Below are 25,499 nucleotides of genomic sequence, written 5' to 3' on the forward strand. Positions count from 1 at the left end.
GCACATGATCAAGAAGGGGCAGTTGCACTGCCCCGGTGGACAAGCCATGTCTGCAGCTGACCAGTTCTACAGCTTGGCTTTCTGATCTCGAAGCGCCGTCGCCACCTTTCTCCGCCCCTTGTTCACTATTGCGACAGAACCGTCTTGAATCATCCGTTCAACAACACCGCGCCTGCAATGCTCATTCACTGGATCGTCGACGGTATCAAGGGAGACCTTGAAAGTGGCTTTTCGAGCACACTAGCGTCCAACCGCTATCGCGCCATTCTTCCTGCTCAGCAATTACGGCGCGCCGGACATACTGTCGTGTTTGTACCGATGAGCAACTGGACCAAGGGCATGGCCGGGTCCGACACGCAATCCCCTGACGTTTGTGTGATCGGCAAGCTTCTCCCCAACAATGATCCGCAACGTTTTGAGCGCCTTGCCCTGCAGGTTCTTGACGGGACGGCAGATGCCAACTCACATGGAATTAGGACCGTTGCCGACTTCAGTGACGATCATTTCCACAACCCTCAAGTTGGGGCGTATTGGCGCGCCCTTGCGAACCAGGCCAGTATTTGCACCACAGGGTCTGACGTGCTGGCACAAGCGGTGCAAATCCATAGCAACGGCCCCGTTGTAACGGTCGGGGATCCACTGGCGTCGCCGGAGGCCAAAGCCCGGGTTTTTCAGGCCACAAAGGGAGTTTCCGCCTGGGCTCAAAAGCTGTTGGGCGGCAGCAAGTCCTCGCATCGCTTGAAGCTGGTGTGGTACGGAAACAATGGAAACTGGCCCTCGATGCAGCGGTGGGGCGATGCCCTGGGCGACTACGCTGCCGGTCAACCGCTGCTAATCTGGATTGAGACGCGGGCCAACGCCTCTATTGAAAACTACATTCAGCGTTTCAACCAGAAATACCAGCCGGCGGCATTGATGGAGCTGATTCCCTGGGATGAGGCAACCCAATGGTCGGTCGTCGACGACGCAGACATTGTTCTCGTTCCTTCCGACCTCTCCGCCACGGCCAAAGCCGCCAAATCCGCCAATCGGCTTACCGATGCGCTCAATGCGGGACGGTATGTGGTCGCCTCCCCCATCCCGGCTTATGAGGTATTTCGGCCCTACACGTCGCTAACCGACGATCCCGTGCAGGCCATCAAAGACTATCTCGCGCATCCCGAACAGGCCATGGAAAAGCTTTCCGCCGGTCAGGTAGCCGTTCGGACCCGCCATGATGTTGTTCAAGTGGCCAACGAGTGGCTCCGTGCATTTCGACTGAAGGGCGCCAGACCCCAAGGTCCCAAGAACCATCGACCAACAATGGACTCCCCGCCCCCGGCCAAACCGGCGCCCGTTGTCCGCCTGAACCTCGGCTGCGGCGACAAAATTCTTCCGGGTTATGTGAACGTAGACGTCGTGGAGGCACGGGCAGGAAAATCTCCTGATGTCATATGCGACCTGCACAAATTGACTTGCTTTGACAATGACCATGCTGACGAAATCATGGCCATTCATGTTGTCGAGCATTTCTGGCGCTGGGAAATCGAGAACATCTTGCGGGAATGGTTGCGCGTACTCAAACCTGGCGGCAGCATGATTCTTGAATGCCCCAACCTGCTGAGCGCTTGCGAAGCGCTGCTTGCCGAGCCTGAAGCTGGATCCCGTCCGGACAAGGCTGGACAGAGGAGCATGTGGGTTTTTTATGGAGACCCTGGCTGGAAAGACCCCCTGATGATTCACCGCTGGGGTTACACGCCTTACAGCCTCGCACAACTCATGCAAAGCGTTGGCTTGGTCAATGTCCGCCAGGAAGCCGCTGTCTACAAACTAAGAGAGCCGCGGGATATGCGATTGGTTGGGGAGAAGCCTGTTTCGGAGGGTGCCGAATGAACACGCCCACTTTTGCCGAACTTTTTATAGCCCACACGGGAAATGTCAGCTCAAAATGGGCGCAATATCTTGAAGTCTATGAGCGCTACTTCGCACCGCATAGAAACAAACACTGCCGGATTCTGGAAATTGGCGTGCAAAACGGCGGCAGCCTTCAGCTCTATCAAAAGTACTTCCCGCGCGCCGAGAAAATTGTTGGCATTGATATTAACCCAAAATGCAAGAGGGTTGAATCGGGCAACATTCACATTGAAATCGGTTCACAGACTGACCGCGATTTTCTGAATGATGTAAATGCGACGCACGGCCCATTTGACATCGTTATCGATGACGGCAGCCATGTCTTCGACCATCAGATCGCTAGCTTTGAGACACTCTTTCCTCAACTTTCACCTACCGGTGTGTATATTGTTGAGGACACTCACACCAGTTATCTTCCCGACTTTGGGGGGGATATCCGCAAGCAGGGCACTTTTATAGAGTACGGGAAGCTTGTACTCGACCAGGTCAATGCGCCGTTTTTTGCTGATCCTGGAAATCAAACCGCATGGCTGGCGGAGCATCTGTACAGCGTGTCGTTCTACGACTCGATGGTGGTATTTGAAAAGCGTCCCAAGGCCGCTCCATTTGCACTTGCTATTGGCTCGGAAGGCCACCGGCAGGTCCCAAGCTTCCAGGACCTGGCTTATTTTCGGAAGAAGCATTCTCTCCGCTGAATCGGCTTTGGTACTGAAGGCGGTTTTGAGTTCGGAACTGTGGGGGAATTCAAGGTGAGAGCGATATAGGTATCGCCCTTTGCTTTAGCGCTTACGGCTGATGTGGACGATTATGGCTTCTGTAGCAAAGTCCACAAACTCTTTGGTGTAGCCCAGTTCCGTCAACGCCCAACGAAAATGATTGCCCAGGCGCGCCCTGGAAAACCAACCCAGTTTATTGCTGTCGTGGAACTCGATGGCCTTGACGCAAGCGTCTTCGGTAATTCGGGTCAAGCGATTCACGGAGGGACGCTTGCCCGGCTGACTGTCCAGGGCCGGAGGATATCGTTTGGCAATCTGGCCTGCCAGATCAACTGCGAAATCTTTGATTTCGGATTTTCGCCTCAGGCGAAGAAAGCTCAGCATCGAAAGTCCTGACTTGTGGAAAGGCACAGCGCTGTGCCTTTCCACCATCTAAAGGTTAACGATCAGGTACCGCGGCAAGAAGCTGGCGCGTACTTGGCGATAGATGCGTTACAGGTCCAGACCACCGTCTGGCCGGTCCAACTAGGTGCCAGGGTAACGGCAAACGAAGTCGTACCGATCGCGTCTTTCGAATTCACGACAATCGTTCCCGAATTACCCACCCCAGAGTCGGACACGAATTTCGAGGAAGAAATGCCAAGCTGGATAGCACTGGCAGCCGTTGCGCCGATTTCCATTGAGTTAATCAGTTGTGCCGCTTCAGTCACAGATGTACGCGCTGAGGAGCCTGCCAAGATGACTTCAGAAGCGCGAGCGCGGATGGTGTAGTCCTGATAAGCAGGCAATGCCACCGCCGCCAGAATGCCGATAATCGCCACGACGATCATCAGCTCGATAAGGGTAAAACCCTTCTGCATAGATTTCATAAGAACTCCTTGTTAGTTTACCTAAATGCGCGACAGCAAGTACGGTCGTGCGAGCTAAAGCCCGCAACTCCCATGCCAAGCAAAAAGGAGCCAAACCGCTAAGCTTTTTCGGGAAAATCGCGGTTTTAGCCGGGATGTGCGACAAATTTGTCATCCTGTGTCAAAAAAATGTCCTTCAGACGTTCGGTGGCCTCGCCGACAACGCCGGGCCAGTCATTGGGGCGGGGCTGTCGAAGCACCGTGGCATCAGGGTACCAAGGCATATGGGTGCTGGTCAGCCCATAACGCCATTCCGGAATGTGCGGCGCAAGCACGAGTACCTTTTTACCCAGGGCGCCAGCATAGTGAACGGTGGTATTGCACACCGTCACAACAGCATCCAGTGACTCAATCAATGCAGCAAATTCGTCAAGATCCGCAATCGCTTCGTTCCAGTGCGTCAACACGACATTGGATGCCTCGGCAATTTCCAGGTCTTCGTCCACCGAGCCATATTGCAGACTGATCCAGGTTGCCTCCACTGCTGTCGTCATCGGCGCCAGCTCACCCGGGGACATTGAGCGCAGCACACGGCGGGTAGCCTGCAACCCGCCGCGCCAGGAGACGCCGATCCATGGCCGGGGGCCCGTCGCTTCAAGTTTCTGGCACCAGTACGCGACACGATCCGGATCCGCCTTCAGGTACGCCTTACCCGGAAAGGCCTCGACACTTGTCCGAAAGTACTGCGGCAAATCTCCGAGAGGCACGAAGTAATCGACATCCCCTACAGTCTTTGCCCACTCCATCTTTTTGTCCTGCTTGGTGTAGACGATTTCACATTGGGGGAACGAGCGGGCCAGGGTCGGGGCCACCCGCCCGATCACCTCGACAACCACGCGCGCAGGCCCCAGCGCCAACAGGTCTGGCAAACAGGACGCCAGCATCACCTGATCGCCCAGACCTTGCTCGGCCAGCACCACGATACATTTGCCGGCTATATCCTGGCCGCGCCACTTCTTGAAAGGCAAAACCCGGTACTGACGGGCATAGGCCAATCCGCGGTAGGCGTAGCCAGCCCACCCCTCTGCAAAATTGCCCAGCAACAAATTTATCTGCGCGCGCTGCAGATGCAAATTGGCGTCGCGAGGCTGGATCGCCAGGGCTTCATTCAATAAAGCCAGCGCCTTGTCGAAATGTCCGCTGTAGGCCTGAACCACCGAATAGGACACCAGAAACAAGCTCTTTCGCTCCGGCTCCCGCTCAATCAGGTCGTCAAACAGCGCAATGGCTTCTGGGTAATAACAGGCCGTGGACAAGCTTGCGGCCAGTTGGGCCTGATGCACAAAGCTCGGCTCCAGCTCAAACACCTGTCGCCTGACCTCAAGGGCTTCAGCGTGTTTTTCCAGGTTGCTCAGACATTGAGCAAGATCGCTCAACACCTTGATATTTTCGAAGCCTTCCTCTATGGCGCGGTTCAAGTGGCGTTCAGCCTCCGCGTTGTCGTTTGAACCAAGGAGTGAGGCTCCCACGGCAGCATGTATTTGCCCGTCATCTGGATGCCTCACCAGGTAAGCCCGTAAAACATCCATGCCGCTGCGGGGGTCGCCGAGCGCGCGATACAAACTATCGAGCTCGCACACTGGCTCGGCAGTATCCTGCCATTCCATGCAAATGGCCTCTGCCTGGGCAAGCGCTTCATCCGCCTGCCCGGCCTTTCTGAAAGCATCCACTTCATCCCAAAGTTGTCGCCAGGGCGCACGCTCCTCCGGAATGACTTCGTCCGCACGCTCGGGGCTGGCTGAAGCTGGCGTAAACACAGCCCCGGCAGCATGCATCTCGCTTTCAAGGTATGCCAGATTCTGCAAGGCCAATGCGAATGTGGGGTCCAGCTTCAGCGCCTTCGAAAAACATGCGTGGGCATCGCCCGGTTCCTGTTTAGCCAGATAGACAAGGCCCAAATTATTCCAGGCGGCTTTGTCTTTGTCATTTAAACGCAAAGCTTGGGTCAACGGCAGTTCTGCGCTGGGGAAATTCCCTGCCGTGACCTGACAGCAGCCCAGCTGCGCAAGATAGCGCGCATCGTTGGCGGTGACGTTTTTTGCAAACTGCGCATGCTCAATGGCAGCCTCCGTCTCCCCTTGCTCCAGCAACAAAAGCGACAAACCATAATGCGCGTCGGCAAAACCCGGAGCCTCTTTGAGCACAGCGCGAAAGCCGTCTTCAGCATCAGCATCCCGCTCCTGGCGAAACGCTATTTCGGCCAGGATACAGTCCCGGGTCAAATCACGCCTCGGTGTCGCCGGGTGAAGTTGACCCGCAGCCTCCTGCGCGCGCTCCAGATCTCCTTCAAGAATCAGCTCACGAACCTCTTCAACAGTCCAGGAACGAGTTCCTTTTGAAAAGATTGTGCGCACTAACTGCTTCAACATGTGCCAGATCCAGACGAAAGCAAAAACAGCATCATACCGATGCAATAAGGCCATGCAGCCGACAGTCGGCTCGTTAAAGCCGGCACGGTTTTATTTGATCCAAACCGACCGAACCATCTGTATATCAGTCAACCCCATCAGTATCTTCTCCATCCCATCCATTTTCAGCGTTCGCATGCCGCTGTTTGCCGCCGAAGAAAAAAGCTCGGCGACCCGAGCTCGCTCCTGAATCAGTTTTTTCGCTGCATCATCGGCAATCATCAGTACGTCCCAACCGTGGCCTTGTCACGATAGCCCCGCGTTCGTCCAAGCCTGCGCCATCGCCAGCCGAAGCTTGGGCGGCACTGCGCTGTTGTGCTGCGCAAGCGTCAGGGCCTGGCGCATGCCTTCCTGCACGCGTGCGATGACGGCGGCAGGGTGGTGCACGCTGCATACGTCACGGCCAAAGGCTTGCAGTTCGTCCGGGGTGGGGTAGCTGCGCGCGCGGGATGCCTCACCGCTGCGCCCGCCGCGGCGCAGTTTGAGCGCCATGGTTCTGTCCGCCGACTCGATGCCGCCGGGACGCTCATAGGTATAGATGGTGGTAGTCACCTGGTCATAGAGTGGGCTGAGCCAGGTGCGTTGGCCGTCGTACAGCACCGCAAAGTTTTTGAGATGGGCGTCGCCGTTGCGTACCAGCACACTGAGCGCCAGATAGCCAAAAAACTGCTCCAGCGCTGCCACTGCGTCGGTGCAGACAAGGCGCAAGGCGGTGGCGATGTCCTCGTAGCTGCCGATATATTTTCGGCTGGACAAGCGGTCGCGCACACGCAGTTGCATGATCGCAGCCATGTCTTCAAAACCCAGCCGCGTACCGTCGGCAAGAATGTCAAAACGATCCAGCACCAGGAGCTGTCCATCAGCCGACAGATCAAACTGCGGCACCGTCAGGCCCGCGCAGCGCGCGGCGGTCAGGCACATCCATTCATTGGCGCTCAGGCCGGGATAGCGCGCGCCTTCGGTCTTGATGATGACGTTGGGCGCAGAAACAATTGCTTTGCCTTGTACTGGCACCATCACCTTGGGCTGTACGCCAGACAGCGCAGAACCCGCTCCCAAAAATGTTTCTACCAACTCATGGAACAAGGCTTGGCTGCGATGGCCGCTTAAAAGCTCTGCACGCGATACCTGGCCTGCCAAGGGTGGTGCCGATTGTCCGGGTTGTGCATAGCTAACGCGACCAATGCCGCCAGCACCCTGCAAGGCCAACAAGTGCATTTTGCTTAATGCGAATTTGGGATAACGGTCTACGATGCGCTCAAACAAGTAACCCTCAGGCAAATTCATGTCCAGTGCAGCAAAAAGATCGCCGTCCTGGAAGACTTTGTCAACAATTGGCAAACTCAAGCCCACCGCGTGTTGTGCTGTAGCGGCATAGCTCAGCGAATACACTGATCGTTTAGCCAGGCTGGCCTGCTCGGCGTTGGCCACAAACAGGCTCAGGTCTTTGAGCTTTTCTGGCAGGCTCATGGCACGTCGTCCTCGGCATGCAGATGCGCAAATGCAGCTTTCAGGTCCGCAGCGCGCAAAGGCTCGGTCGACGCAGGGCGCAAGGCGAGCTGCAGCTTGAGCGCCTGCAGCAGTGCCAAAAATGAGCGCAGAGAAATGTCTCGCCCCGCCTCCAGGCGGTACACCGGCATGCGCGACAAGCCTGCCGCTTGGCCTAACGCGGTTTGGGACAGCTTGGCCTGCCTGCGTAGCGTGCCTACAGCCCTGCCTACGTCTTGCAAACTAACCAAGTGATGACGGTCGACTTCGGACAGCTCGGTAGGCACTCGCGGATCCCTAGTTAATGTTACTTATTGGTAGCATTATATGGGAATACTTTGAACTTGCAGCTTATACGTAGCATAATTGCCAACACTGGGCCTGCTGGGAGCGCCGTAGTTACTTGATGCAAACCGACCGGACCATCTTCAGATCCGTCAAGCCCATCAGCACCTTCTCCATCCCGTCCATTTTCAGCGTCCGCATCCCGCTGTTGACCGCCGCTGCAAAAAGCTCGGCAACCCGTGCCCGCTCCTGAATCAGTTTTTTCGCTGCATCATCGGCAATCATCAACTCGTGCAAGCCGATACGGCCCTTGTAGCCGGTCTGATTGCATTTGTCGCAACCGACTGCCTTGTAAAGGGCGAGGTGGCCGTCCTTGCCATACCGCTCCATCCAGCCGTCGAGCAGCTGTTGCGACTCACCACCGGCGTCGGCTTTCCATGCTTCGGTGTTCCGCAATTCTTCGGAGTATTCCCTGATGAACTCCTTGAGTTCCTGTGCGCCCGGTTGATAGGCCTGCTTGCAATCGCAAAGTTTTTTAGCTAGTCGCTGGGCGAGTATGCCCAGCAGGGCGTCGGCAAAATTGAAAGGGTCCATGCCCATGTCCAGCAGGCGGGTGATGGATTCAGGGGCCGAGTTGGTGTGCAGCGTGGAGAACACCATGTGCCCGGTCAGTGAAGCCTCTACCCCCATGGAGACAGTTTCCTTGTCGCGTGACTCGCCGACCATGATGATGTCTGGATCGGCGCGAAGGAAAGCACGCATGATCAGCGCAAAGTCAATGCCAGCCTTCTTGTTGATCTGAACCTGGCGCAAGCCCTTTTGGGTGATTTCGACCGGATCTTCGGCCGTCCAGATTTTGGTGTCTGGCGTGTTCAGGAATTTCAGAATGGAATGCAGCGTGGTCGTTTTCCCTGAGCCAGTCGGTCCGCAGACATAAAACAACCCATAAGGCTTGGAAACCGTTTTTTCAAGCCGCTCCTTGTTGTGCGCGGTCAAACCGAGTTTTTCCAGGGGAATGGGCTCGCCGGCGGCCAGGATCCGCATAACCACATCTTCAACGCCGCCCGCTGAGGGTATGGTGGCTACACGCAATTCGATATCCAGTGGCCCGTATTTCTTGAACTTGATCTTGCCGTCCTGCGGCTTGCGCTTTTCGGAAATGTCCAGATCACACATGATCTTGAGCCGGGTGACCATGGCCTGACGAAACTGGGCCGGTACTTCGATGTAAGGCTGCAAGGTGCCATCGATGCGGAACCGGATACCGGTCTTGGCTTTGCCAGGCATGGGTTCGATGTGAATGTCAGACACCTTTTGCTTGTAAGCGTCAATAATCACTTTGTTGACGAACTTGACCAGCTCGTTGTCGGCGGCGGCCGACTCCAGCGCCGAATCGTCGTTGGCATCGTTTTCCAGCGGCGAGTCCATGTCGGCCAGGAGCTGGTCAATGGAGCCGCCCTCGTTGCCGGCACCAAAAAGCTGGCTCAGCGTTTCGTCAAATTCGGTTTGCGTTGTAACGCAATAAGCAAACTTGCTGATCTTCGGAAAAACCTGCGGGACCACCCGAGCCCCTCGCACAGCCTCGGGATCCACACACATGATGACCAGGCCCTCGGGCGTCTCCTCGAGCGGCATCCAGCCCTGCTGCTCGACAAAATGCCGCTTGAGCAAGCCGTGCAGCATTTCAGAACGTATGCGCCCGGCATTAAAGGCCTCATGAGGCACACCGAAAAACTTGGCCAGCGATGCGCCGATCTGCGCGGGCCGTATACGGTAGTCGGCCATGAGCAGATGCTCGACAGACTGGATTTCCTCACGCGCTTTCTGAACACATTGAGATAACTCGCCCTGGGACAAAACGCCGTCGGCAACCAGTCCATCGTATTTGGTCGCTCTGCGCCGCTGGCTCTCCTCGACCTTCTGCATGCGCTGGCGAATGGCAATTCCCAAGGTTTTGCACAGCTGCTGCGCGCCGTCCTCTTCGAGACGGGCAAAAGGCTGATCACTGCGGTTGTTGATCACCTGCAGAACACCGTACAGTGTGTTGCCATCCATCACGGGGGCAACCAGCATCTGCTTGGTGCGATAACCCGAGCGTTTGTCCACCTCCTGCAAGAAGCTCAGACCCGGATGGATTTTCTTGAGCGCCTCGTCGTCATAAACGTCGGCAATGTTGACCATGGTCTTTGACAGTGCCACATACCCCGCCACGCTTTGCGCGCTGATTGGCAGCTTGAGGTCTCGGCTGGTATTGAGACCCGTTTTGACTTTTGAAATAATGGAGGTGCGGTCCTCATTGACGGCGTAAAGGGTCAGGCGGTCTGCATTGAACAGCTTGCAGATGTCCTGGCTGGCTTCCAGCATGATCTGGTCAATGTTTTCAGTCTCGTGGATGCGGTTGGTCACCAGCTGCAACTGGCGAAAGTAAAGCGCCTCAAAGGTGACCCCCCGCTCTTGCGGAGGAAGCATCTGCGAGTCGAAAAACGCGTCTTCGTGGTCTCGTTGTACGACGGCACTCATAGTTCAAACTCCTGGCCCGCGCGCAGCCAGCGGATGTCATGGGTAACGTTGGGGCCAAACGGCGCTGTCTGGTCAAAGCGCTGGATCTCGGCCATGATCAAATCCGTTTCCGCCGGCTTGGTATGGGTGATGTAAATCGGATAATTTCTGCCCTTGTCGATGCAGTCGAGCTCACTCGCAAGTGCGTGCGGCGACAAGTGCAAACTGCGCACAGCCAGATCGCGCTCCCTGTTGCTGAAAGCTGTTTCAATCACCAGCATGGCCACATTGAGCTGATTGATACGGGCCCAGAGTGCCGGGTTTCGCTCGGTGTCGCCAGTAAAGACCCAGCAACCCGCACTGGCAGCGACCGCATAACCGACAGCGGGGACGGTATGCACAGCAGGCAATACTTCCACCAGCTTGCCACCGAGCAACAGCGTCTGTCCAATAGTCAGCGGATGGAAACTCACAAACGGCGCTTCCGGCGTCGGGATTCGTGAGAAATCCGGCCAGATGGTGTCGTTGAAAATATGCGCACGTAACGCATCGATTGTGCCCTGCAAGGCATGAATCTGTATCGGCGTTGTCCGCTGCGCGGCGATGGCGTCAACCATCAGCGGCAAAGCCGCCACGTGATCCAGGTGGGAGTGCGTGAGCAGGACATGGTCGATGCCGCGCATCTCGTCCAGCGTGAGGTCACCGACCCCGGTTCCCGCATCGACCAGCACGTCGTGGTCAAGCAGGAAAGACGTGGTCCTGCAGTCCTTGGCGATGGCTCCCGAACAACCCAGTACACGTACTCTCATGGTCTTTTGGCTTGATGCGCGGGCAAGCTGCGCTTATTTGGTTTCGAAATTGGTCGCGCCGTCCCACTCAGGGTCAAATGGCAGCAGCCTCATGGAGGCTACACGCTCTGCGTACAGCCGGTAAAGGTACTTTTGCGCATTCATGCGCCGTAAGTTAAGCAAATGCACATCGCAAGCGTCCCAGTCCTGGTCGCGATAGGCCTTCAGCGCCAAAGTCCATGTCTTCAGCTCGCTGCTGGCCTGCTTGTCCAGTTGGCCCAGGGACGACGCGGGCCAGAAGATCGCGACTGCCTGATCTTTGCCTTTGACCCGAACCCTGTCAAGCTCCTGCCAGGCAAAATCAGGGGCGAGCTTGCGTGTGGACTCGCTCACAACGATATCCACGCCGTAGGTTTTGGACAAGCCTTCCAGGCGCGACCCCAGGTTGACCGAGTCGCCAATCACCGTGTAACTGCGGCGTATGTGAGAGCCCATGTCGCCGACACACATGCTTCCGGTGTTCAGCCCGATGCCTATGCCGATTTCCGGCAGGCCAGCGGCAACATGCTCTTTGTTGAGCTGGCGCACCGCGCCAACCATTTCCAGGGAAGTCTTGACCGCCAGGCCGGCATGATCCGGCGTGTCGACGGGTGCGCCCCAGAATGCCATCACGCAGTCCCCCATGTATTTGTCGATGGTGCCGCGATTGCTGCGAATCAGGTCGGTCAACCGGCTGAAAACACTGTTGAGCAATGCCTGCAGTTTGGTCGGCTCCATGGTCTCGGACATCTTGGTGAACCCACGCATGTCGCAGAACATCACCGTCAACTCCTTGGCCGACGCTTTCATGGTGTAGCTGTCGGGGTCCTTGACCATTTCATCAACCAGCTCGGGCGGCACATAGGTCCCGAACAGGTTGGCCAGCTCGCGCTTGGAGCGGCTCTCGACAAAATAGCCGTAACTCATGTTGAGCGCAAACGCGGTGAGCGCCATGACCAGCGCGGTGGCAAGCGGCAAAACCAGACCGTAGGCCGAATAAAGCCAGAAATTGAGGCCGACAAGCGCTGCAGTCACACCCACGCTGGTCGCTACAGCCTTGGGCGCTGACAGCAGCGGCAACGCAAATGCAAGGGTCAACCCCGACAGGACAAGGACCAGCACCTCATAGCCCACTGCATAGTCTGGTTTGACGAAGACTTTGCCATCGAGAAATCCGGAAATCATGTTCGCGTGGATCTCCACACCGGGGTAAGCCTCTCCCACAGGGGTCACCCGCAGATCGAGCAAGCCCGGCGCAGTGGTGCCCAGGAGCAGGATTTTGTCTTTCAATTGCCCCGGTGCCACGCGTTTGGCCAATACATCGGATGCCGAGATGTACTTGAAGGAGCCTCCATTGGGTCCGCCGGACCCCCGAAATGGCACCAGGGTTGTCACTCGCTGGTCCACAGGAAGTGCCATCGTCTTGCTGCCCTGCCTGAGCAAAATGCTCTCCAGGCCCTGATAGTTGCGGGACAGGAATTTTTCCTGGGGGAAGCCTGGCTCTACGCTGGGTAACCCTGTCAGCAGGCGAAACATTGCCAGGGACAAAGACTCGTAATATTTGTCCTGATATTCCGCAATCACGGGGATTGAGCGGACAACGCCATCCCCTTCCACAATCGGGTTGGTATGACCGGACAAGGAAGCCACGCTTGCCAGCGGCTCGATATTGGACCCGTAGCCACTGTAGCTGACGAACCGGATTGGCCGTCCGCGCAATGCCTCCTGCTGCATGACCGGGGCAGGCAGGACACCGTTGACGAGTCCTCCGCTGTCACTGGTGAAGTAATAGCCCAACACCACGGGTTGCTTTTCCAGCGACTTGGCAAAGACCGCATCGTAGTCCAGCGATCCCTGCAATTGGGCCACCCTCTCGCTGAACCCGGGTTGGTCGCGCAGCTCGTTCTTCGCAAGCTGAAGCAGACGCTTGAGCCCCGAACTATCGTCAGGTTCGGGGAAAAAAACATCAAAACCGAGCAGCGCGGCTCTTTGCTGCCCCAGCAACTCCTGCACCAGTAACGCCAGCTTGTCGCGCCCCCAAGGCCAGCGACCGACTTCAGCCAAGCTTTTTTCGTCGATATCGACGATGACAATGCGCTCATCCAGTGTACGCGGCATCGTGGCGCGCAGCCGCGCGTCATACAGGATGTCGTCGAGGCGCTGTAGCACGTCGATGCGCATGACTCCGCCGGCATGCAGCAGAGCAAAGATGAGCGGAATCAGTGTGACGGCAATGCGAGGCCAGTGCCGGAGAAAATGACGCATGGTGGGCCCCTGAGAAAGCAGCGCCTGAAGGCAGTGTTCCGGTCAGCGACCTTCAGGCATCTGGCTCAACGCTGAACAAACTGCATTTGAGTCCCCGCGAGCTCGAGGACGTCACCGTTTTTCAGAGACACCGGCTCGTCGCCTATGGGCATGCCGTTGAGGGTCGGCTTGCTGACTCCTTCGACGTGCGCCACGACAAAGCCCTGCGGCCTTTTGGTGATGGCCGCCACCGCGACGCCGGGTTTGCCAATGGTGGTCACCACCTTGACCAAGGCCACCTCGCGACCGGCCGCTGCACCGGACATGACCTTGATAGCCGCAGTGCCGGTACCGCCCCCCGCCGGCGCGGGTACCGCTGCACTGGCCGTTGGCGCCACCGAGCCCGCCTTGATGATCATCGTTTTTTCGAAGCCCGCACTGGCGGCTTCATTGACGTATTTGATCTTGTATTTGCCAATTTCTACGATGTCGCCGTTGTTCAGCTGCTGTTTCTTGACAGCTTTACCGTTGAGGTAAGTGCCGTTGGTGCTGTTGAGGTCCTCGACGAATACCTCATTGCCGGACATTAGCAGAACAGCATGCTCCCCGCTGACCGCCAGGTTGTCGATGACGATGTCGTTGTAGGGCCGCCGCCCCAGGGACGTGCGGTCCTTGGTCAGCTGAAACTCCTTGATGACAACACCGTCAATAGAGACGATCATTTTCGGCATGGCCGACTCCAGTCTATTTTTACTTTGGCACTCATCTGCTATTTTCCCAACATTCTGGATAGTAGCCCGCGTTTTGCTGAGGCCTCGCTGGCTTGCGCCAGCAATACTGAAATATTATCCCGTCCGCCAGCATTATTGGCCGCAACAACCAGGTCGCGACCCATCTGGTCCAGTGACTTCGATCTCAATAGAATAGCTGCAATCTCCTCGTCGCCAACCATGTCCGACAGGCCATCAGAGCACATCAGGTAAATATCGCCCAGCTCAACGCGATGTTCGTTGACTTCCAGCAACACCGCATCCTCAACCCCCAGGGCTCGCGTGACCAGATTTTTGTTCACCGACGTAAGCGCCTGCTCGGGCGTGATCAGGCCCGCATCAATCTGCTCCTGCAGCAGGGAATGGTCCTTGGTGATCTGCTGGAACTGGGTTCCCCGCAAGCGGTAACAGCGTGAATCACCGATGTGGCCGAGCATCAGCCGCGCGCTCTGGAACACCCCGACCACCAAGGTGGTGCCCATGCCCGAATACTGTGGATTGGAGTTGGCTGCATTGAAAATGGAATGATTGGCGTTCTCGACGCAGATCTCCATCGCGCGCCGCATCTCCTTGGAGTTGGCGTGTCTGCCGGCCTGCGACAACCATCGCGCCAGCTCGGACTTGATGAACGCAGTCGCCATGCCGCTGGCTATTTCGCCTGCGTTGTAGCCGCCCATGCCGTCGGCAAGAATGCACAGGTTGGTAGCGGGATCAAATGTCACCGCATCTTCGTTGTTGTCCCGTATCAGGCCAGGGTCGGTCTGGATGTAAATCTCGTAATTCATCGTATTTTTGTTATGGTTTCAAAGGGGAATCGGCATGGTCTGCCGGGGTGTTAAAAGAGGCGGGTGCAGCAATCGTCTTCTCAAATGCAGGGGCTTCTCCAGCGGGAAAAGCAACCGTTTTTTCGCTGCTGCCAGTCGCGCTGGCAGTCTGCGCAGCCGCCGGGGCCGACATGCCGGGTGGTGCCCCTGACAATTCGGCGATGGCGGCGCGCAAATCAGCGGCAAGCTGGTCGCCCTCCTGGTAGCGGGTTTCTGAGTTTTTGTTGAGGGCCAGTGCAACGATGTCGGCCAGCCGACCCGACAGCTCCCCCCGGATGATGCGGATATCCGGCGCCGGCTCGTTGGCGATTTTGTACATCAGCTCCGCCAAGGAGTCTCCGCGGAAAGGCAAGACACCCGCCAGCATCTGGAACAGCATCACACCCAGCGAATACAGGTCCGAGCGGCCATCGACTTTTTTACCCGCAATCTGTTCCGGGGACATGAAACTGGGGGTTCCAAGCACCATGCCGGTTTTGGTCTTGCTCGAATCCGTGATGCGGGCAATCCCGAAATCGGTCACCTTGACGGTATCGCTGTCAGGGTCGTACATGATATTGGCCGGCTTGATGTCCCTGTGCACCACATTCTGTTTATGCGCATAAGCCAGCGCTTCGGCCACCCGCTCGACGATGGACAGCACCTTGGAGACAGGCAGCAGATGGCCCGCTCTGGTGACATCCGCCAGGTCTTTCCCCCTGAGGAATTCCATGGCAATGTAGGCCAGGTCATGCTCTTCACCTGCGTCGAAGATCGTCACGATGTTCTGATGCTGCAGCCTCCCGGCAGTTTCAGCCTCACGGAAAAACCGCTCCCGCGCGTCTGTCAGCTCATCGCCTTCAAACTCCTGGCTCAGCGCCATGGTCTTGATGGCCACCACACGGCCAATTTTCGGGTCCTTGCCCAGGTAGACCACGCCCATGGCGCCTTTACCCAATTCCTTTTCAATCTGGTAACGGCCCAGCATGGGCTTTTCAACGCCCCCGCCATCGAGCAGCATGGTGCCGCCAGGGTGGGTGCCCCCGCCGCCGAGAATCACGGTTTCCGACAGGTTTTTGGCGCGATTGAGTTTGGCCTGCAGGTCCTTGTGGTTCTTGTTGTGACCGGCCATGTATTCATACACCGCCTGCGCCTTGTTGAATTGGCGCTTGCGCTCGAAATCGAGCGCAAGGTTGTTCAGGTTGTCCATCAGCGCGTCGGTAAAAGGCACGCGCCGGAACCGGTCAAACGCCATATCCAGCTGCCCTTGCCCCTGCAGCGCCAGGCCCATCATGCGGCTGGTTTCGGCCGACTCCTCGTCAGAGCGGATTTTGCCGGCCTCAGTCATGAGGAAGCGTTTGGTCGTCAGGGCGAGATGCCCAATCACCAGAAGCGCCGCCGGAAAAACCAGTTTCAGCCAGGTCGCCGATGCCGACAGCAAGCCAAACTCGGTGCCCAGCAGCAGTACAAACAAGCCCATGGTCACCAGTGCAGCTTTGCCCGCAGACAAGCGCGGCACGCCAGCGATCAGATAAGCGGCAACCACAAGCAGCACACCCAGCGTGGCCCCCAAACCCCAGGTCGGCTGAACAATGAAATGTTCACTCAGAATGCTGGAGGTGATGTGGGCGATGGTCTCCGCCGGCGAGAGCCCCGGCCCGGCGGGCGTCGGGAACTGCGTACCCACACCGGCTGCGGTGGCGCCAATGATCACAATTTTGTCGGTGTATTTGCTGGCTGGAATTTTTCCGGACAACACGTCGTAGAAAGAATCCACCGCAAAGGCCGGCTTGCCGTCCCGGCCCCGGTAAAACTGCGGCAGCATCAGTGCGGCCTCGTCAGTCCCTATGCGCAGCTTGCCAATCTGCACCGACTCGCCGTTGTTGAGCCGGATGTCCGCGACATCCAGGTTCAGGCTTTTGACCGCTGCGAGCAAACCCATTGACGGCACGGCCTTGCCAAAATAGTTGATCAGCAGGGGCTCCTGCCGCACGGCGCCATCCACGTCCGGAAGCTGGTTCAGATGGGCGATGCCCGCCGCGCTGCTGCCTATGACTTTGATCGGCTGCTGACCGCGAACGGCGGGCAGCGAAAAGTTCTGCTGCTCGTCAATAGTGCTCTTGAGCGCGTAAGCGGGCAGAGGACTGTCGGGCCGCCCTTGGGGCTCCCCGAGCACAAACACCGAGGGCACCAGCACATTCGCGGCCTTGGCCATGCTCGCGGCCAGCTTGGCGTCGGTATCCAACGCAATCTCCGCCTCGGCAATCACCTTGCCCAATTGCTCGGGCAGTCCGCCTGGGGCGGTGGCCGGGTCCGCCAGCGGTCCCAGCGCTTCCTTCATCTTGCGAATGAAGACCAGGCCGCGATCAGTTTGCGGTTCAAAAAAGAAGACCGTATGGGCGATCGTCTTTGACTTGGCTGCGGCCAGCTGGTCAATCAGCTGCGCATGCACATCGCGCGGCCACGGCCAGCGCCCGATGTTGGCAATACTCTGGTCATCAATAGCGATGATGGCGATGCGGTCGGAGGGCTGGCGCGAGGTGCTGGTGCTGGCGAAGTCGTAATAACGCCGTTCCAGGGCGCCAAAGAAGTCGGTCACGCTGTGCAGAACCAGCACGGCAAGCACAACGAGGACGCCGACAAACCAATCGGCTTGCCAGAATTGTCCGCGCTTCCTCGATGATGTGGCCACGTCCCGCCCCTTGTCCTGGTTGTCCAAACCTGGTACTTCGGCTTGTACCGGTTTGTATTGTGCATTTGCCGACCCGATTTCGTTACGGGTCGGTTACAAATACACTGAGTGCGGACATTAACAGACGCCTTCAAGCCGGACAAGGGACTTTTGCACGTCTCACGCGCCCTTTTACCGATCGGTACCGCAAGGGCGAAGGTACCGTGTCAACGCAACCCGAAGCCGCTCAGGCCGCGTTGGCGGGCTTCTGACGCGCCTGGATCCACTTGCCCGCAGCCAGCACAAAAAGCGCACCCACCACCGCCGCTACATAGCCCCACATTGCCGACTCGGGCACATAGGCCTTGATCGCGGGGTCGGTGTATGCCATCTGGCCCGCGATCCAGCCCAACAGCATGGCGCCAAGCGTAATGATGAAGGGGAAACGCCCCATCAGCTTGAGGACCAGCTGGCTGCCCCAGACAATAATGGGAATGCTGACCAGCAGGCCAAAAATGACCAGGGCCAACTGGTGATCCTGGTGCGCCCCCTGCGCCGCCCCCGCAATCGCCAGCACGTTATCCACACTCATCACCAAGTCGGCAATGATCACGGTTTTAACAGCCCCCCAGAGCTTGTCGCTGGAGCTGATGTTGTGGTCGTCCTGGCCTTCAGGCTGCAGCAGCTTCACGCCGATCCAGAGCAGCAACACAGCGCCAACGACCTTGAGGTAAGGCACCGCCAGCAGGGCCAGCGCAAAAGCAATCAAGATCACGCGCAGAACGATGGCACCCATGGTGCCGTAGATGATGCCCTGGGTACGCTGCTTCGGAGGGAGATTTCGGCAAGCCAGGGCAATCACCACCGCGTTGTCGCCGCCCAGCAGGATGTCGATCATGATGATCTGGCCTACCGCAAGCCAAAAGCTTGCCGTCATGAACTCTTCCATGGAAACCTCTCAAAGAGAATCGAAAAGGCCGATTGTCAGCGAAGACAATCGGCCTGACAGTTGACCGGCCTCAATTTTCCGGAATTTACAGCAGCGCTTTGAGCAATTTCGCCATTTCTGAGGGGTTGCGCGTTACGGTGAAGCCGCAGGCTTCCATGATTTCAAGCTTGGCGTCAGCCGTGTCGGCACCGCCAGAGATCAGCGCGCCGGCGTGCCCCATGCGTTTGCCGGCCGGTGCCGTCACACCGGCGATGAAGCCGACGATGGGCTTTTTCATGTTGGCTTTGCACCAGACGGCCGCCTCGGCCTCATCCGGTCCACCGATCTCGCCGATCATGATGACGGCATCCGTCTCCGGATCGTCGTTGAAGGCACGCATCACGTCGATGTGTTTCAGGCCATTGATCGGGTCGCCGCCAATGCCGACGGCACTGGACTGGCCCAGGCCGATTTCGGTCAGCTGGGCCACGGCTTCATAAGTCAGCGTGCCGGAGCGGCTGACCACGCCAATGCGGCCCTTGCGGTGGATGTGGCCGGGCATGATGCCGATCTTGATTTCTTCGGGTGTGATCAGGCCGGGGCAGTTGGGGCCCAGCAGCAGGGTTTTCTTGCCGCCAGCCGCTTCCTTGGCTTTCATGCGGTTGCGCACTTCCAGCATGTCGCGCACGGGAATGCCTTCGGTGATGCAAATGGCCAGGTCAAGGTTGGCTTCTACCGCTTCCCAGATCGCTGCGGCAGCGCCAGCTGGCGGCACGTAGATCACTGAAACTGTCGCGCCAGTGGCCTTGGCCGCTTCGGTCACGTTGGCAAAAATCGGGATGCCTTCGAAGTCTTCGCCGGCTTTTTTCGGGTTCACGCCCGCCACGAAGGCCTCTTTGCCATTGGCGTAGTCGCGGCACATGCGGGTGTGGAACTGGCCGGTCTTGCCGGTGATGCCCTGCGTGATGACTTTGGTGTTTTTGTTGATGTAAATAGACATGTTCTTGGCTCCGGGCTTATTTGACGGCAGCGACGATTTTTGTCGCGGCTTCGGCCATGGTGTCTGCTGCGATGATGGGCAGACCGGAGTCAGCCAGCATCTTCTTGCCCAGGTCTTCGTTGGTGCCCTTCATGCGCACGACCAGCGGAACCGACAGGTTCACGGCCTTGCAGGCGGTGATCACGCCGTCGGCGATGGTGTCGCATTTCATGATGCCGCCGAAGATGTTGACCAGGATGCCTTTGACATCGGGGTTCTTCAGCATGATCTTGAAGGCTTCGGTGACCTTCTCGGGGGTGGCGCCACCGCCCACGTCCAGGAAGTTGGCTGGCTCGCCGCCGAACAGCTTGATGGTGTCCATGGTCGCCATGGCCAGGCCTGCGCCGTTGACCAGACAGCCGATGTTGCCGTCCAGACTGATGTAGGCCAGGTCAAATTTGCTGGCCTCGACTTCGGCCGGGTCTTCTTCGTCCAGGTCGCGGTAGGCAACGATTTCAGGGTGGCGGAACAAAGCGTTGGCGTCGAAGTTGAACTTGGCGTCCAGGGCCACGACCTCGCCCTTGCTGTTGCGGTTCAGCGGGTTGATTTCAACCAGCGACGCGTCGGTCTCCATGTAGCATTTGTAGAGCTTTTGCAGGATGTCGACGGTTTGCGCAACGGAATCAGCAGGCATGCCGATACCGGACGTTATTTCCCGGGCCTGGGCGTCGGTCATGCCGACCAGCGGGTCGACAAACACCTTGATGATCTTTTCAGGGTTGGAGTGAGCCACCTCTTCAATGTCCATGCCGCCTTCGCTGGAGGCAATGAAGGCCACTTTTTGCGACTCACGGTCGGTCACTGCAGAGATGTAATACTCTTTCTGGATGTCGGCGCCGTCTTCAATGTAAAGACGGCGGACTTTCTGGCCTTCAGGGCCAGTCTGGTGCGTGACTAGCTGCATGCCGAGGATTTCGCCGGCGAGTTTTTTCACGTCTTCGATGCTGCGCGCCAGCTTGACGCCGCCGCCCTTGCCACGTCCGCCAGCGTGGATCTGTGCCTTGACCACCCAGACCGGCCCACCCAGTTTTTGGGCGGCTTCGACGGCCTCTTGCACGGTGAACGCAGGAATACCGCGTGGAGTGGGGACACCAAAGTTGCGCAAGATTTCCTTGCCTTGGTACTCGTGAATTTTCATGAAATTACTTCCAGGAGTCGGTAAAAAGGGGCGTTCACCGAAGTGATGTCAATCTGCCACAGATCCGCAGAATTCACCAAAATGTAACGCCTTCGATCACTGCAGGCAGCAGCGCAGAACTGTATCATGTTGCGATGCACAATTATTGTGCGCGCCTGACACGCAACTTATAAGCAATTTCCACAGGAGACAAGCGACATGGCCAAGGTCTTCATTGACGGCGAAGCAGGAACCACAGGGTTGCAGATCCGGGAGCGCCTGCAGGCCATGCCCGCCATCGAACTTGTCAGCATCGCACCTGAGTTGCGCAAGGATGCGGCCGCCAAGCGCGCACTGATGGGCACGGTGGATCTGGTGGTGTTGTGCCTGCATGACGATGCGGCCCGCCAGTCGGTGGCCATGATCGACGAACTGACGCGCGAGAACGGACAGGGCCCGAAAATCATTGACGCCTCCACCGCGCACCGCACGGTGCCGGGCTGGGTGTTTGGTTTTCCCGAGCTCGCGGCCGGCCAGCGGGAGGCGGTCGCCAACGCCCATCGGGTGGCCAACCCCGGCTGTTATTCCACCGGCGCGATTGCGCTGATACGACCGCTGGTCGAGGCCGGCCTGCTGCCGCTGGACTTTCCACTGGCCATCCCCGCTGTCAGCGGGTATTCCGGCGGTGGACGCAGCATGATTGAGGACTATGAGGCCGGCACGGCGCCGCTCTACCAGGTCTACGGGCTGAACCTCCAACACAAACATCTGCCCGAAATCATGCGGTACACCGGCCTGACACGCCGCCCCATCTTCACGCCCTCTGTCGGCAACTTCAAACAGGGCATGCTGGTTCAACTGCCCCTGCATCTGGACTTGCTGCCCGGCCGGCCTACGTCAGCGCAATTGCAGGATGTGTTGACAAGCTACTACGCCGACAGCCCGTGGGTGACGGTGGAGCCCGTGGAGGGCAGCACATCGATTGATGCCCTGGGCCTGAACGATACCAACAAGATGGAGCTGCGCGTTTTCGGCAACGAGGAGTTCCGCCACGCCGTGCTGATTGCGCGGCTGGACAATCTTGGCAAGGGTGCTTCCGGCGCGGCCGTTCAAAATCTGGAGTTAATGCTGGGGTTATAAAGCCGCAGTCCACGACCGTCATCCCGGACTCGATCCGGGATCCATGGCACATTGACGACCTGACGGGCGAACGTCGCAGGGATTGCGGGTCAGGCCCGCAATGACAGCCGGGGGCCTAGTCGTCCCCTGATTGGGACACCACGCGGCGAATCGCATCCGCCCCAAAACCCCGCGCTGCCAAAAAGCGCATTTGTTTGGCGCGGGCAGCAGCATCTGTTGCCGCGCCGGTTTTAGCATCAAACTTCTTACGCCAGACTTCCCGGGCTCGCTCGACCTCGGTGGCCTTCAAGCCGTCCAGCGCATGCAGCACCGCCTCCGGCGCCAGTCCTTTGCCTTGCAACTCGTACTTGATGCGCGACGCGCCCAGCTTGGCTTGCCGGCGGTTGATCACTGACTCGATCACCCGCGCCTCGCTGATGAAGTCCTTGGCCTGCAACTCGTCCAGCACCTGGGCCAGTTGTGCTGGCGACTCGGCATGTGCGGCCAGCTTGCGTTCCAGCTCGGCGCGCGAATGTTCGCGCGCTGCCAGGTAACGCAAGGCCCGGCCCTTCAAGGACAGGCCGAAGCCCGGCGATGGGGTGGGTGGACCCGCTGTGATGTTGGCAGTCACGGCTCAGTTGCTACATTTTCGATAGCTGATTACTCAGGCAGGGCAGGGGCTGAAGGCCCTTTTTCTCATACTGCAGCGGCTTTGGGCGCTTTCTCGGCTTTGTCCGCCTTGTCGATTTTTTCGGCCTTGTCGGCCTTTTCCGGTTTGCCGCCCGCCGCGTCCTGGATCAAGGGGATGCCCAGCGACTCGCGCACCTTGTTCTCGATCTCGATGGCGAGTTCGGGGTTTTCCTTGAGAAATTCACGCGAGTTGTCGCGGCCCTGGCCGATTTTTTCGCCGTTGAAGGCATACCAGGCGCCGGCTTTCTCGACGATGTGGCCGGCCACGCCCAGGTCCAGCACCTCGCCCAGTCGGCTGATGCCTTCACCGTAGAGGATGTCGAACTCCGCCATCTTGAAGGGCGAAGCCACCTTGTTCTTGACCACCTTGACCCGGGTTTCGTTGCCGACCACTTCCTCGCCCTTCTTGATCGAGCCGATGCGGCGGATGTCCAGGCGCACCGAGGCGTAAAACTTCAGCGCATTGCCGCCGGTGGTGGTTTCGGGCGAGCCGAACATCACGCCGATCTTCATGCGGATCTGATTGATGAAAATGACCATGCAGTTGGCCTTCTTGATGTGGGCCGTCAGCTTGCGCAGCGCCTGGCTCATCAGGCGGGCCTGCAGGCCGGGCAGGGAGTCGCCCATTTCGCCTTCGAGTTCGGCCTTGGGTGTCAGCGCCGCGACCGAGTCAATCACGATCAGATCGACCGCGCCCGAGCGGACCAGCGAATCGACAATTTCAAGGGCCTGCTCGCCAGTGTCGGGCTGGCTGATCAGCAGGTCTTGCAGGTTCACGCCGAGTTTTTGCGCGTACTGGATGTCCAGCGCATGTTCGGCGTCCACAAAGGCGCAGGTGCCGCCGAGTTTTTGCATTTCGGCAATCACCTGCAGGGTCAGCGTGGTTTTGCCAGACGACTCCGGACCATAAATTTCCACCACCCGGCCGCGCGGCAAGCCGCCGACGCCCAGCGCGATGTCCAGCCCCAGGGAGCCGGTGGACACCACCTGGATGTCTTCGATCACTTCGCCGGCACCCAGCTTCATGATGGTGCCTTTGCCGAACTGCTTCTCGATCTGGGCCAGGGCGGCTTGCAAAGCCTTGGCTTTTTCGGTGTTCAGGGCGGGGTTGGTCTTGTTCGGCAGGTCCATGGAAAACTCCTTGAGGGTCAGTGAAGTAACTACTTTTGCTTCGAATTCCGGCTCTGCTTTTAATCACAGCGCTGGATGCATGACCAGTACTTTATGACTTCTATATAAATAAGTAAACCTTGTTTTTAGTCAGTTTGACTGATCAATTAGCGTACTATTTCTGGCATGGATTCGAACCCTGTTTCAGCCCCCGCCGCAGCACCCACCGACGAGGAAAACTGGCGCCTCACCCATCTGGGCCGCCTGCTCGGCCACGCCTTGCGGCGTTTTGACGAACGCGTGCTGGTGCTGATGGCGCGTGACGTCGATGTGCCGCTGGCGCTGTCGAATCTGGCTGCGCGCGCACAGGTAGGAGCGGCACACATCCACATCACCCGGCACCTGGCAGTGGACGGTTCGCGCCTGACCGATCTGGCCGCCAGCGCCGGTATGAGCAAGCAGGCCATGGGCGACCTGGTGGACCAGTGCGAGGCCTGGGGCCTGGTCACCCGCCAGGCCGACCCGCACGACAAACGCGCCCGGACCGTTCTGTTTACGGCCTCCGGTCTGCTCTGGCTGCAGGCTTTTCGCAGCGCAGTCAGCCAGGCCGAAACCGAATTCCGCCAGGCCGTCGGCACCGACGTGGCGACCGTGGTGGCACTCGGGCTGGAAGCCTATTCCAGCACTTGAGCTCTGTCAGCAAACCGGAGCAGATAAAAGCCTAGAATTTGAAAAACTGCCCCAGAGCCGTTTCAGACTACACCTCCGCCGGAGCGTGCAGGCATCCCCCCCCAGGAGACAAGCATGCGCATTTTGATTGCAGAAGATGACCAAGTGCTGGCAGACGGATTGCTACGCACGCTGCGCGCTTCGGGTGCGGCGGCCGACCATGTCGCCAGCGGCACCGAAGCCGATGCCGCGCTGATGACCAACACCGAGTTCGACCTCTTGATCCTGGACCTGGGCCTGCCGCGAATGCATGGCCTGGAGGTGCTCAAGCGCCTGCGCGCTCGTGGCTCGGCCTTGCCGGTGCTGATCCTGACCGCCGCCGACAGCGTCGAAGAACGCGTCAAGGGCCTGGACTACGGCGCCGACGACTACATGGCCAAACCCTTTTCACTGCAAGAGCTGGAAGCGCGTGTGCGCGCCCTGATACGCCGCGGCATGGGCGGCGCCAGCAGCACCATCAAACACGGCCCGCTGGTCTACGACCAGGCGGGCAGGGTGGCCACGATTGACGGCCAGATGGTGGAGCTGTCGGCACGCGAACTCGGCCTGCTCGAAGTGCTGCTGCAGCGCGCCGGCCGCCTGGTCAGCAAGGACCAGCTGGTCGAGCGTCTGTGTGAATGGGGCGAAGAGGTCAGCAACAACGCGATCGAGGTCTACATCCACCGGTTGCGCAAAAAAATTGAAAGAGGCCCGGTGCGGATTGCCACGGTGCGCGGACTGGGTTATTGCCTTGAAAAAATCCCTGGCTAGGTATGTGGCCCCCACGGTCGTTCGCTTCGCGTAACTCCCTGCCCCCCGAGGGGGCGCATTTTTCCTTGGCGCGGCCCAGCGGAAAAACCTGGCCCCCACGGTCGTTCGCTTCGCGTAACTCCCTGCCCCCCAAGGGGGCCGCTGCGCCTGCGGCCCGGCAAAGCCGGTTCTGCGGCCCCTGCTGGCTTGATGAAAACGCCACCGCGCTTTTCACGCCGTGGCACTGAGACTTTTCCAGCGTGAGCGCCGCAGCCTGTTCGGCGAGATCCTGGACTGGATGCTCACGCCACTGCTGCTGCTGTGGCCGATCAGCCTGGCCCTGACCTGGCTGGTCGCGCAGAACATCGCCGACAAGCCCTTTGACCGCGCGCTTGAATACAACGTGCAGGCTTTGTCCAAGCTGATCGTCGTCAAGAACAAGCAGGTGCAGTTCAACCTGACGGCGTCGGCGCGCGAAATCCTGCGCGCCGACGATACCGACCTGGTGTTCTACCAGGTGCTGGGC

The 25,499-nt window shown here is 58.6% G+C and carries 23 protein-coding genes and 1 pseudogene; 7 read left to right on the forward strand and 17 right to left on the reverse strand.

Annotated elements, in window-relative coordinates; translation table 11 throughout:
- From ACESMT_RS19820 to ACESMT_RS19830, 3 genes and pseudogenes are all read left to right on the forward strand, one after another.
- Positions 1–85 (forward strand): annotated as a pseudogene (locus ACESMT_RS19820) (IS6 family transposase); the annotation flags it as partial.
- Between the two features lie 59 nt (positions 86–144).
- Entirely contained in the window at positions 145–1,872 is a 1,728-nt protein-coding gene (locus ACESMT_RS19825) for a methyltransferase domain-containing protein (protein ID WP_372828314.1), read from the forward strand.
- Entirely contained in the window at positions 1,869–2,588 is a 720-nt protein-coding gene (locus ACESMT_RS19830) for a class I SAM-dependent methyltransferase (protein ID WP_372828315.1), read from the forward strand. The genes ACESMT_RS19825 and ACESMT_RS19830 overlap by 4 nt, the downstream gene beginning before the upstream one ends.
- Before the next feature lie 84 nt (positions 2,589–2,672).
- On the opposite strand, the gene ACESMT_RS19835 is transcribed toward ACESMT_RS19830, so the two are convergent.
- From ACESMT_RS19835 to sucC, 15 genes are all read right to left on the reverse strand, one after another.
- Positions 2,673–2,993 (reverse strand): hypothetical protein, encoded by a 321-nt coding sequence (locus ACESMT_RS19835; protein ID WP_372828316.1) that lies wholly within the window; start codon positions 2,991–2,993, stop codon positions 2,673–2,675.
- A gap of 62 nt (positions 2,994–3,055) precedes the next feature.
- Positions 3,056–3,478: a pilin gene (locus ACESMT_RS19840; protein WP_372828317.1), complete on the reverse strand. Its 423-nt coding sequence runs from the start codon at positions 3,476–3,478 to the stop codon at positions 3,056–3,058.
- Between the two features lie 125 nt (positions 3,479–3,603).
- A complete protein-coding gene (locus tag ACESMT_RS19845; RefSeq protein ID WP_372828318.1) occupies positions 3,604–5,940 on the reverse strand; it encodes a tetratricopeptide repeat protein in 2,337 nt (778 codons plus the stop codon).
- A 36-nt stretch (positions 5,941–5,976) separates the two neighbouring features.
- Positions 5,977–6,147 carry a hypothetical protein gene (locus ACESMT_RS19850; RefSeq protein WP_372828319.1) on the reverse strand — a complete coding sequence of 57 codons (171 nt, stop codon included), beginning with the start codon at positions 6,145–6,147 and terminating at the stop codon, positions 5,977–5,979.
- A 24-nt stretch (positions 6,148–6,171) separates the two neighbouring features.
- Positions 6,172–7,395 carry a type II toxin-antitoxin system HipA family toxin gene (locus ACESMT_RS19855; protein ID WP_372828320.1) on the reverse strand — a complete coding sequence of 408 codons (1,224 nt, stop codon included), beginning with the start codon at positions 7,393–7,395 and terminating at the stop codon, positions 6,172–6,174.
- Complete coding sequence (locus tag ACESMT_RS19860) at positions 7,392–7,700, reverse strand: helix-turn-helix domain-containing protein (RefSeq protein ID WP_372828321.1); 309 nt, start codon at positions 7,698–7,700, stop codon at positions 7,392–7,394. The genes ACESMT_RS19855 and ACESMT_RS19860 overlap by 4 nt, the downstream gene beginning before the upstream one ends.
- Positions 7,701–7,812: 112 nt before the next feature.
- The gene (locus ACESMT_RS19865; RefSeq protein WP_372828322.1) at positions 7,813–10,218 is read right to left on the reverse strand and encodes a GspE/PulE family protein; all 2,406 of its coding nucleotides are present in this window, start codon (positions 10,216–10,218) and stop codon (positions 7,813–7,815) included.
- Entirely contained in the window at positions 10,215–11,006 is a 792-nt protein-coding gene (locus ACESMT_RS19870) for a 3',5'-cyclic-nucleotide phosphodiesterase (protein WP_372828323.1), read from the reverse strand. The genes ACESMT_RS19865 and ACESMT_RS19870 overlap by 4 nt, the downstream gene beginning before the upstream one ends.
- 33 nt (positions 11,007–11,039) lie before the next feature.
- The gene (locus ACESMT_RS19875; protein WP_372828324.1) at positions 11,040–13,289 is read right to left on the reverse strand and encodes a CHASE2 domain-containing protein; all 2,250 of its coding nucleotides are present in this window, start codon (positions 13,287–13,289) and stop codon (positions 11,040–11,042) included.
- 65 nt (positions 13,290–13,354) lie between these two features.
- The gene (locus ACESMT_RS19880; protein WP_372828325.1) at positions 13,355–13,999 is read right to left on the reverse strand and encodes an FHA domain-containing protein; all 645 of its coding nucleotides are present in this window, start codon (positions 13,997–13,999) and stop codon (positions 13,355–13,357) included.
- A gap of 38 nt (positions 14,000–14,037) precedes the next feature.
- The gene (locus ACESMT_RS19885) at positions 14,038–14,823 is read right to left on the reverse strand and encodes a Stp1/IreP family PP2C-type Ser/Thr phosphatase (RefSeq protein WP_372828326.1); all 786 of its coding nucleotides are present in this window, start codon (positions 14,821–14,823) and stop codon (positions 14,038–14,040) included.
- Positions 14,824–14,833: 10 nt separating this feature from the next.
- Positions 14,834–17,560: a CHASE2 domain-containing serine/threonine-protein kinase gene (locus ACESMT_RS19890; RefSeq protein WP_372828327.1), complete on the reverse strand. Its 2,727-nt coding sequence runs from the start codon at positions 17,558–17,560 to the stop codon at positions 14,834–14,836.
- A 199-nt stretch (positions 17,561–17,759) separates the two neighbouring features.
- Positions 17,760–18,461, reverse strand: coding sequence for a TerC family protein (locus ACESMT_RS19895; RefSeq protein ID WP_372828328.1), 702 nt, complete (start codon positions 18,459–18,461; stop codon positions 17,760–17,762).
- An 85-nt stretch (positions 18,462–18,546) separates the two neighbouring features.
- Positions 18,547–19,440, reverse strand: a complete 894-nt coding sequence (sucD, locus tag ACESMT_RS19900; RefSeq protein ID WP_372828329.1) for a succinate--CoA ligase subunit alpha — start codon at positions 19,438–19,440, stop codon at positions 18,547–18,549.
- A 16-nt stretch (positions 19,441–19,456) separates the two neighbouring features.
- Positions 19,457–20,617, reverse strand: coding sequence for an ADP-forming succinate--CoA ligase subunit beta (sucC, locus tag ACESMT_RS19905; protein ID WP_372828330.1), 1,161 nt, complete (start codon positions 20,615–20,617; stop codon positions 19,457–19,459).
- 198 nt (positions 20,618–20,815) lie between these two features.
- Between sucC and argC the strand changes: the two genes are divergently transcribed.
- Positions 20,816–21,736 (forward strand): N-acetyl-gamma-glutamyl-phosphate reductase, encoded by a 921-nt coding sequence (gene argC / locus ACESMT_RS19910; protein WP_372828331.1) that lies wholly within the window; start codon positions 20,816–20,818, stop codon positions 21,734–21,736.
- Positions 21,737–21,851: 115 nt separating this feature from the next.
- Here the strand turns inward: argC and recX are convergent, their stop codons facing one another.
- Together recX and recA are read right to left on the reverse strand one after the other, a co-directional pair.
- Complete coding sequence (gene recX, locus ACESMT_RS19915) at positions 21,852–22,346, reverse strand: recombination regulator RecX (RefSeq protein WP_372828332.1); 495 nt, start codon at positions 22,344–22,346, stop codon at positions 21,852–21,854.
- A 65-nt stretch (positions 22,347–22,411) separates the two neighbouring features.
- Positions 22,412–23,536, reverse strand: coding sequence for a recombinase RecA (recA, locus tag ACESMT_RS19920; RefSeq protein ID WP_372828333.1), 1,125 nt, complete (start codon positions 23,534–23,536; stop codon positions 22,412–22,414).
- Between the two features lie 165 nt (positions 23,537–23,701).
- Here recA and ACESMT_RS19925 point away from each other — a divergent pair, with 165 nt between their 5' ends.
- From ACESMT_RS19925 to ACESMT_RS19935, 3 genes are all read left to right on the forward strand, one after another.
- Positions 23,702–24,205: a MarR family winged helix-turn-helix transcriptional regulator gene (locus ACESMT_RS19925; protein ID WP_372828334.1), complete on the forward strand. Its 504-nt coding sequence runs from the start codon at positions 23,702–23,704 to the stop codon at positions 24,203–24,205.
- Positions 24,206–24,319: 114 nt separating this feature from the next.
- Positions 24,320–24,994, forward strand: a complete 675-nt coding sequence (locus ACESMT_RS19930) for a response regulator (protein WP_372828335.1) — start codon at positions 24,320–24,322, stop codon at positions 24,992–24,994.
- Between the two features lie 223 nt (positions 24,995–25,217).
- Positions 25,218–25,499, forward strand: a 282-nt coding sequence (locus ACESMT_RS19935; protein ID WP_372828336.1) for a sensor histidine kinase N-terminal domain-containing protein, incomplete at its 3' end; no start/stop codon positions are given.

This window comes from Polaromonas sp., from assembly GCF_041689105.1.
GTDB lineage: Bacteria > Pseudomonadota > Gammaproteobacteria > Burkholderiales > Burkholderiaceae_C > Polaromonas.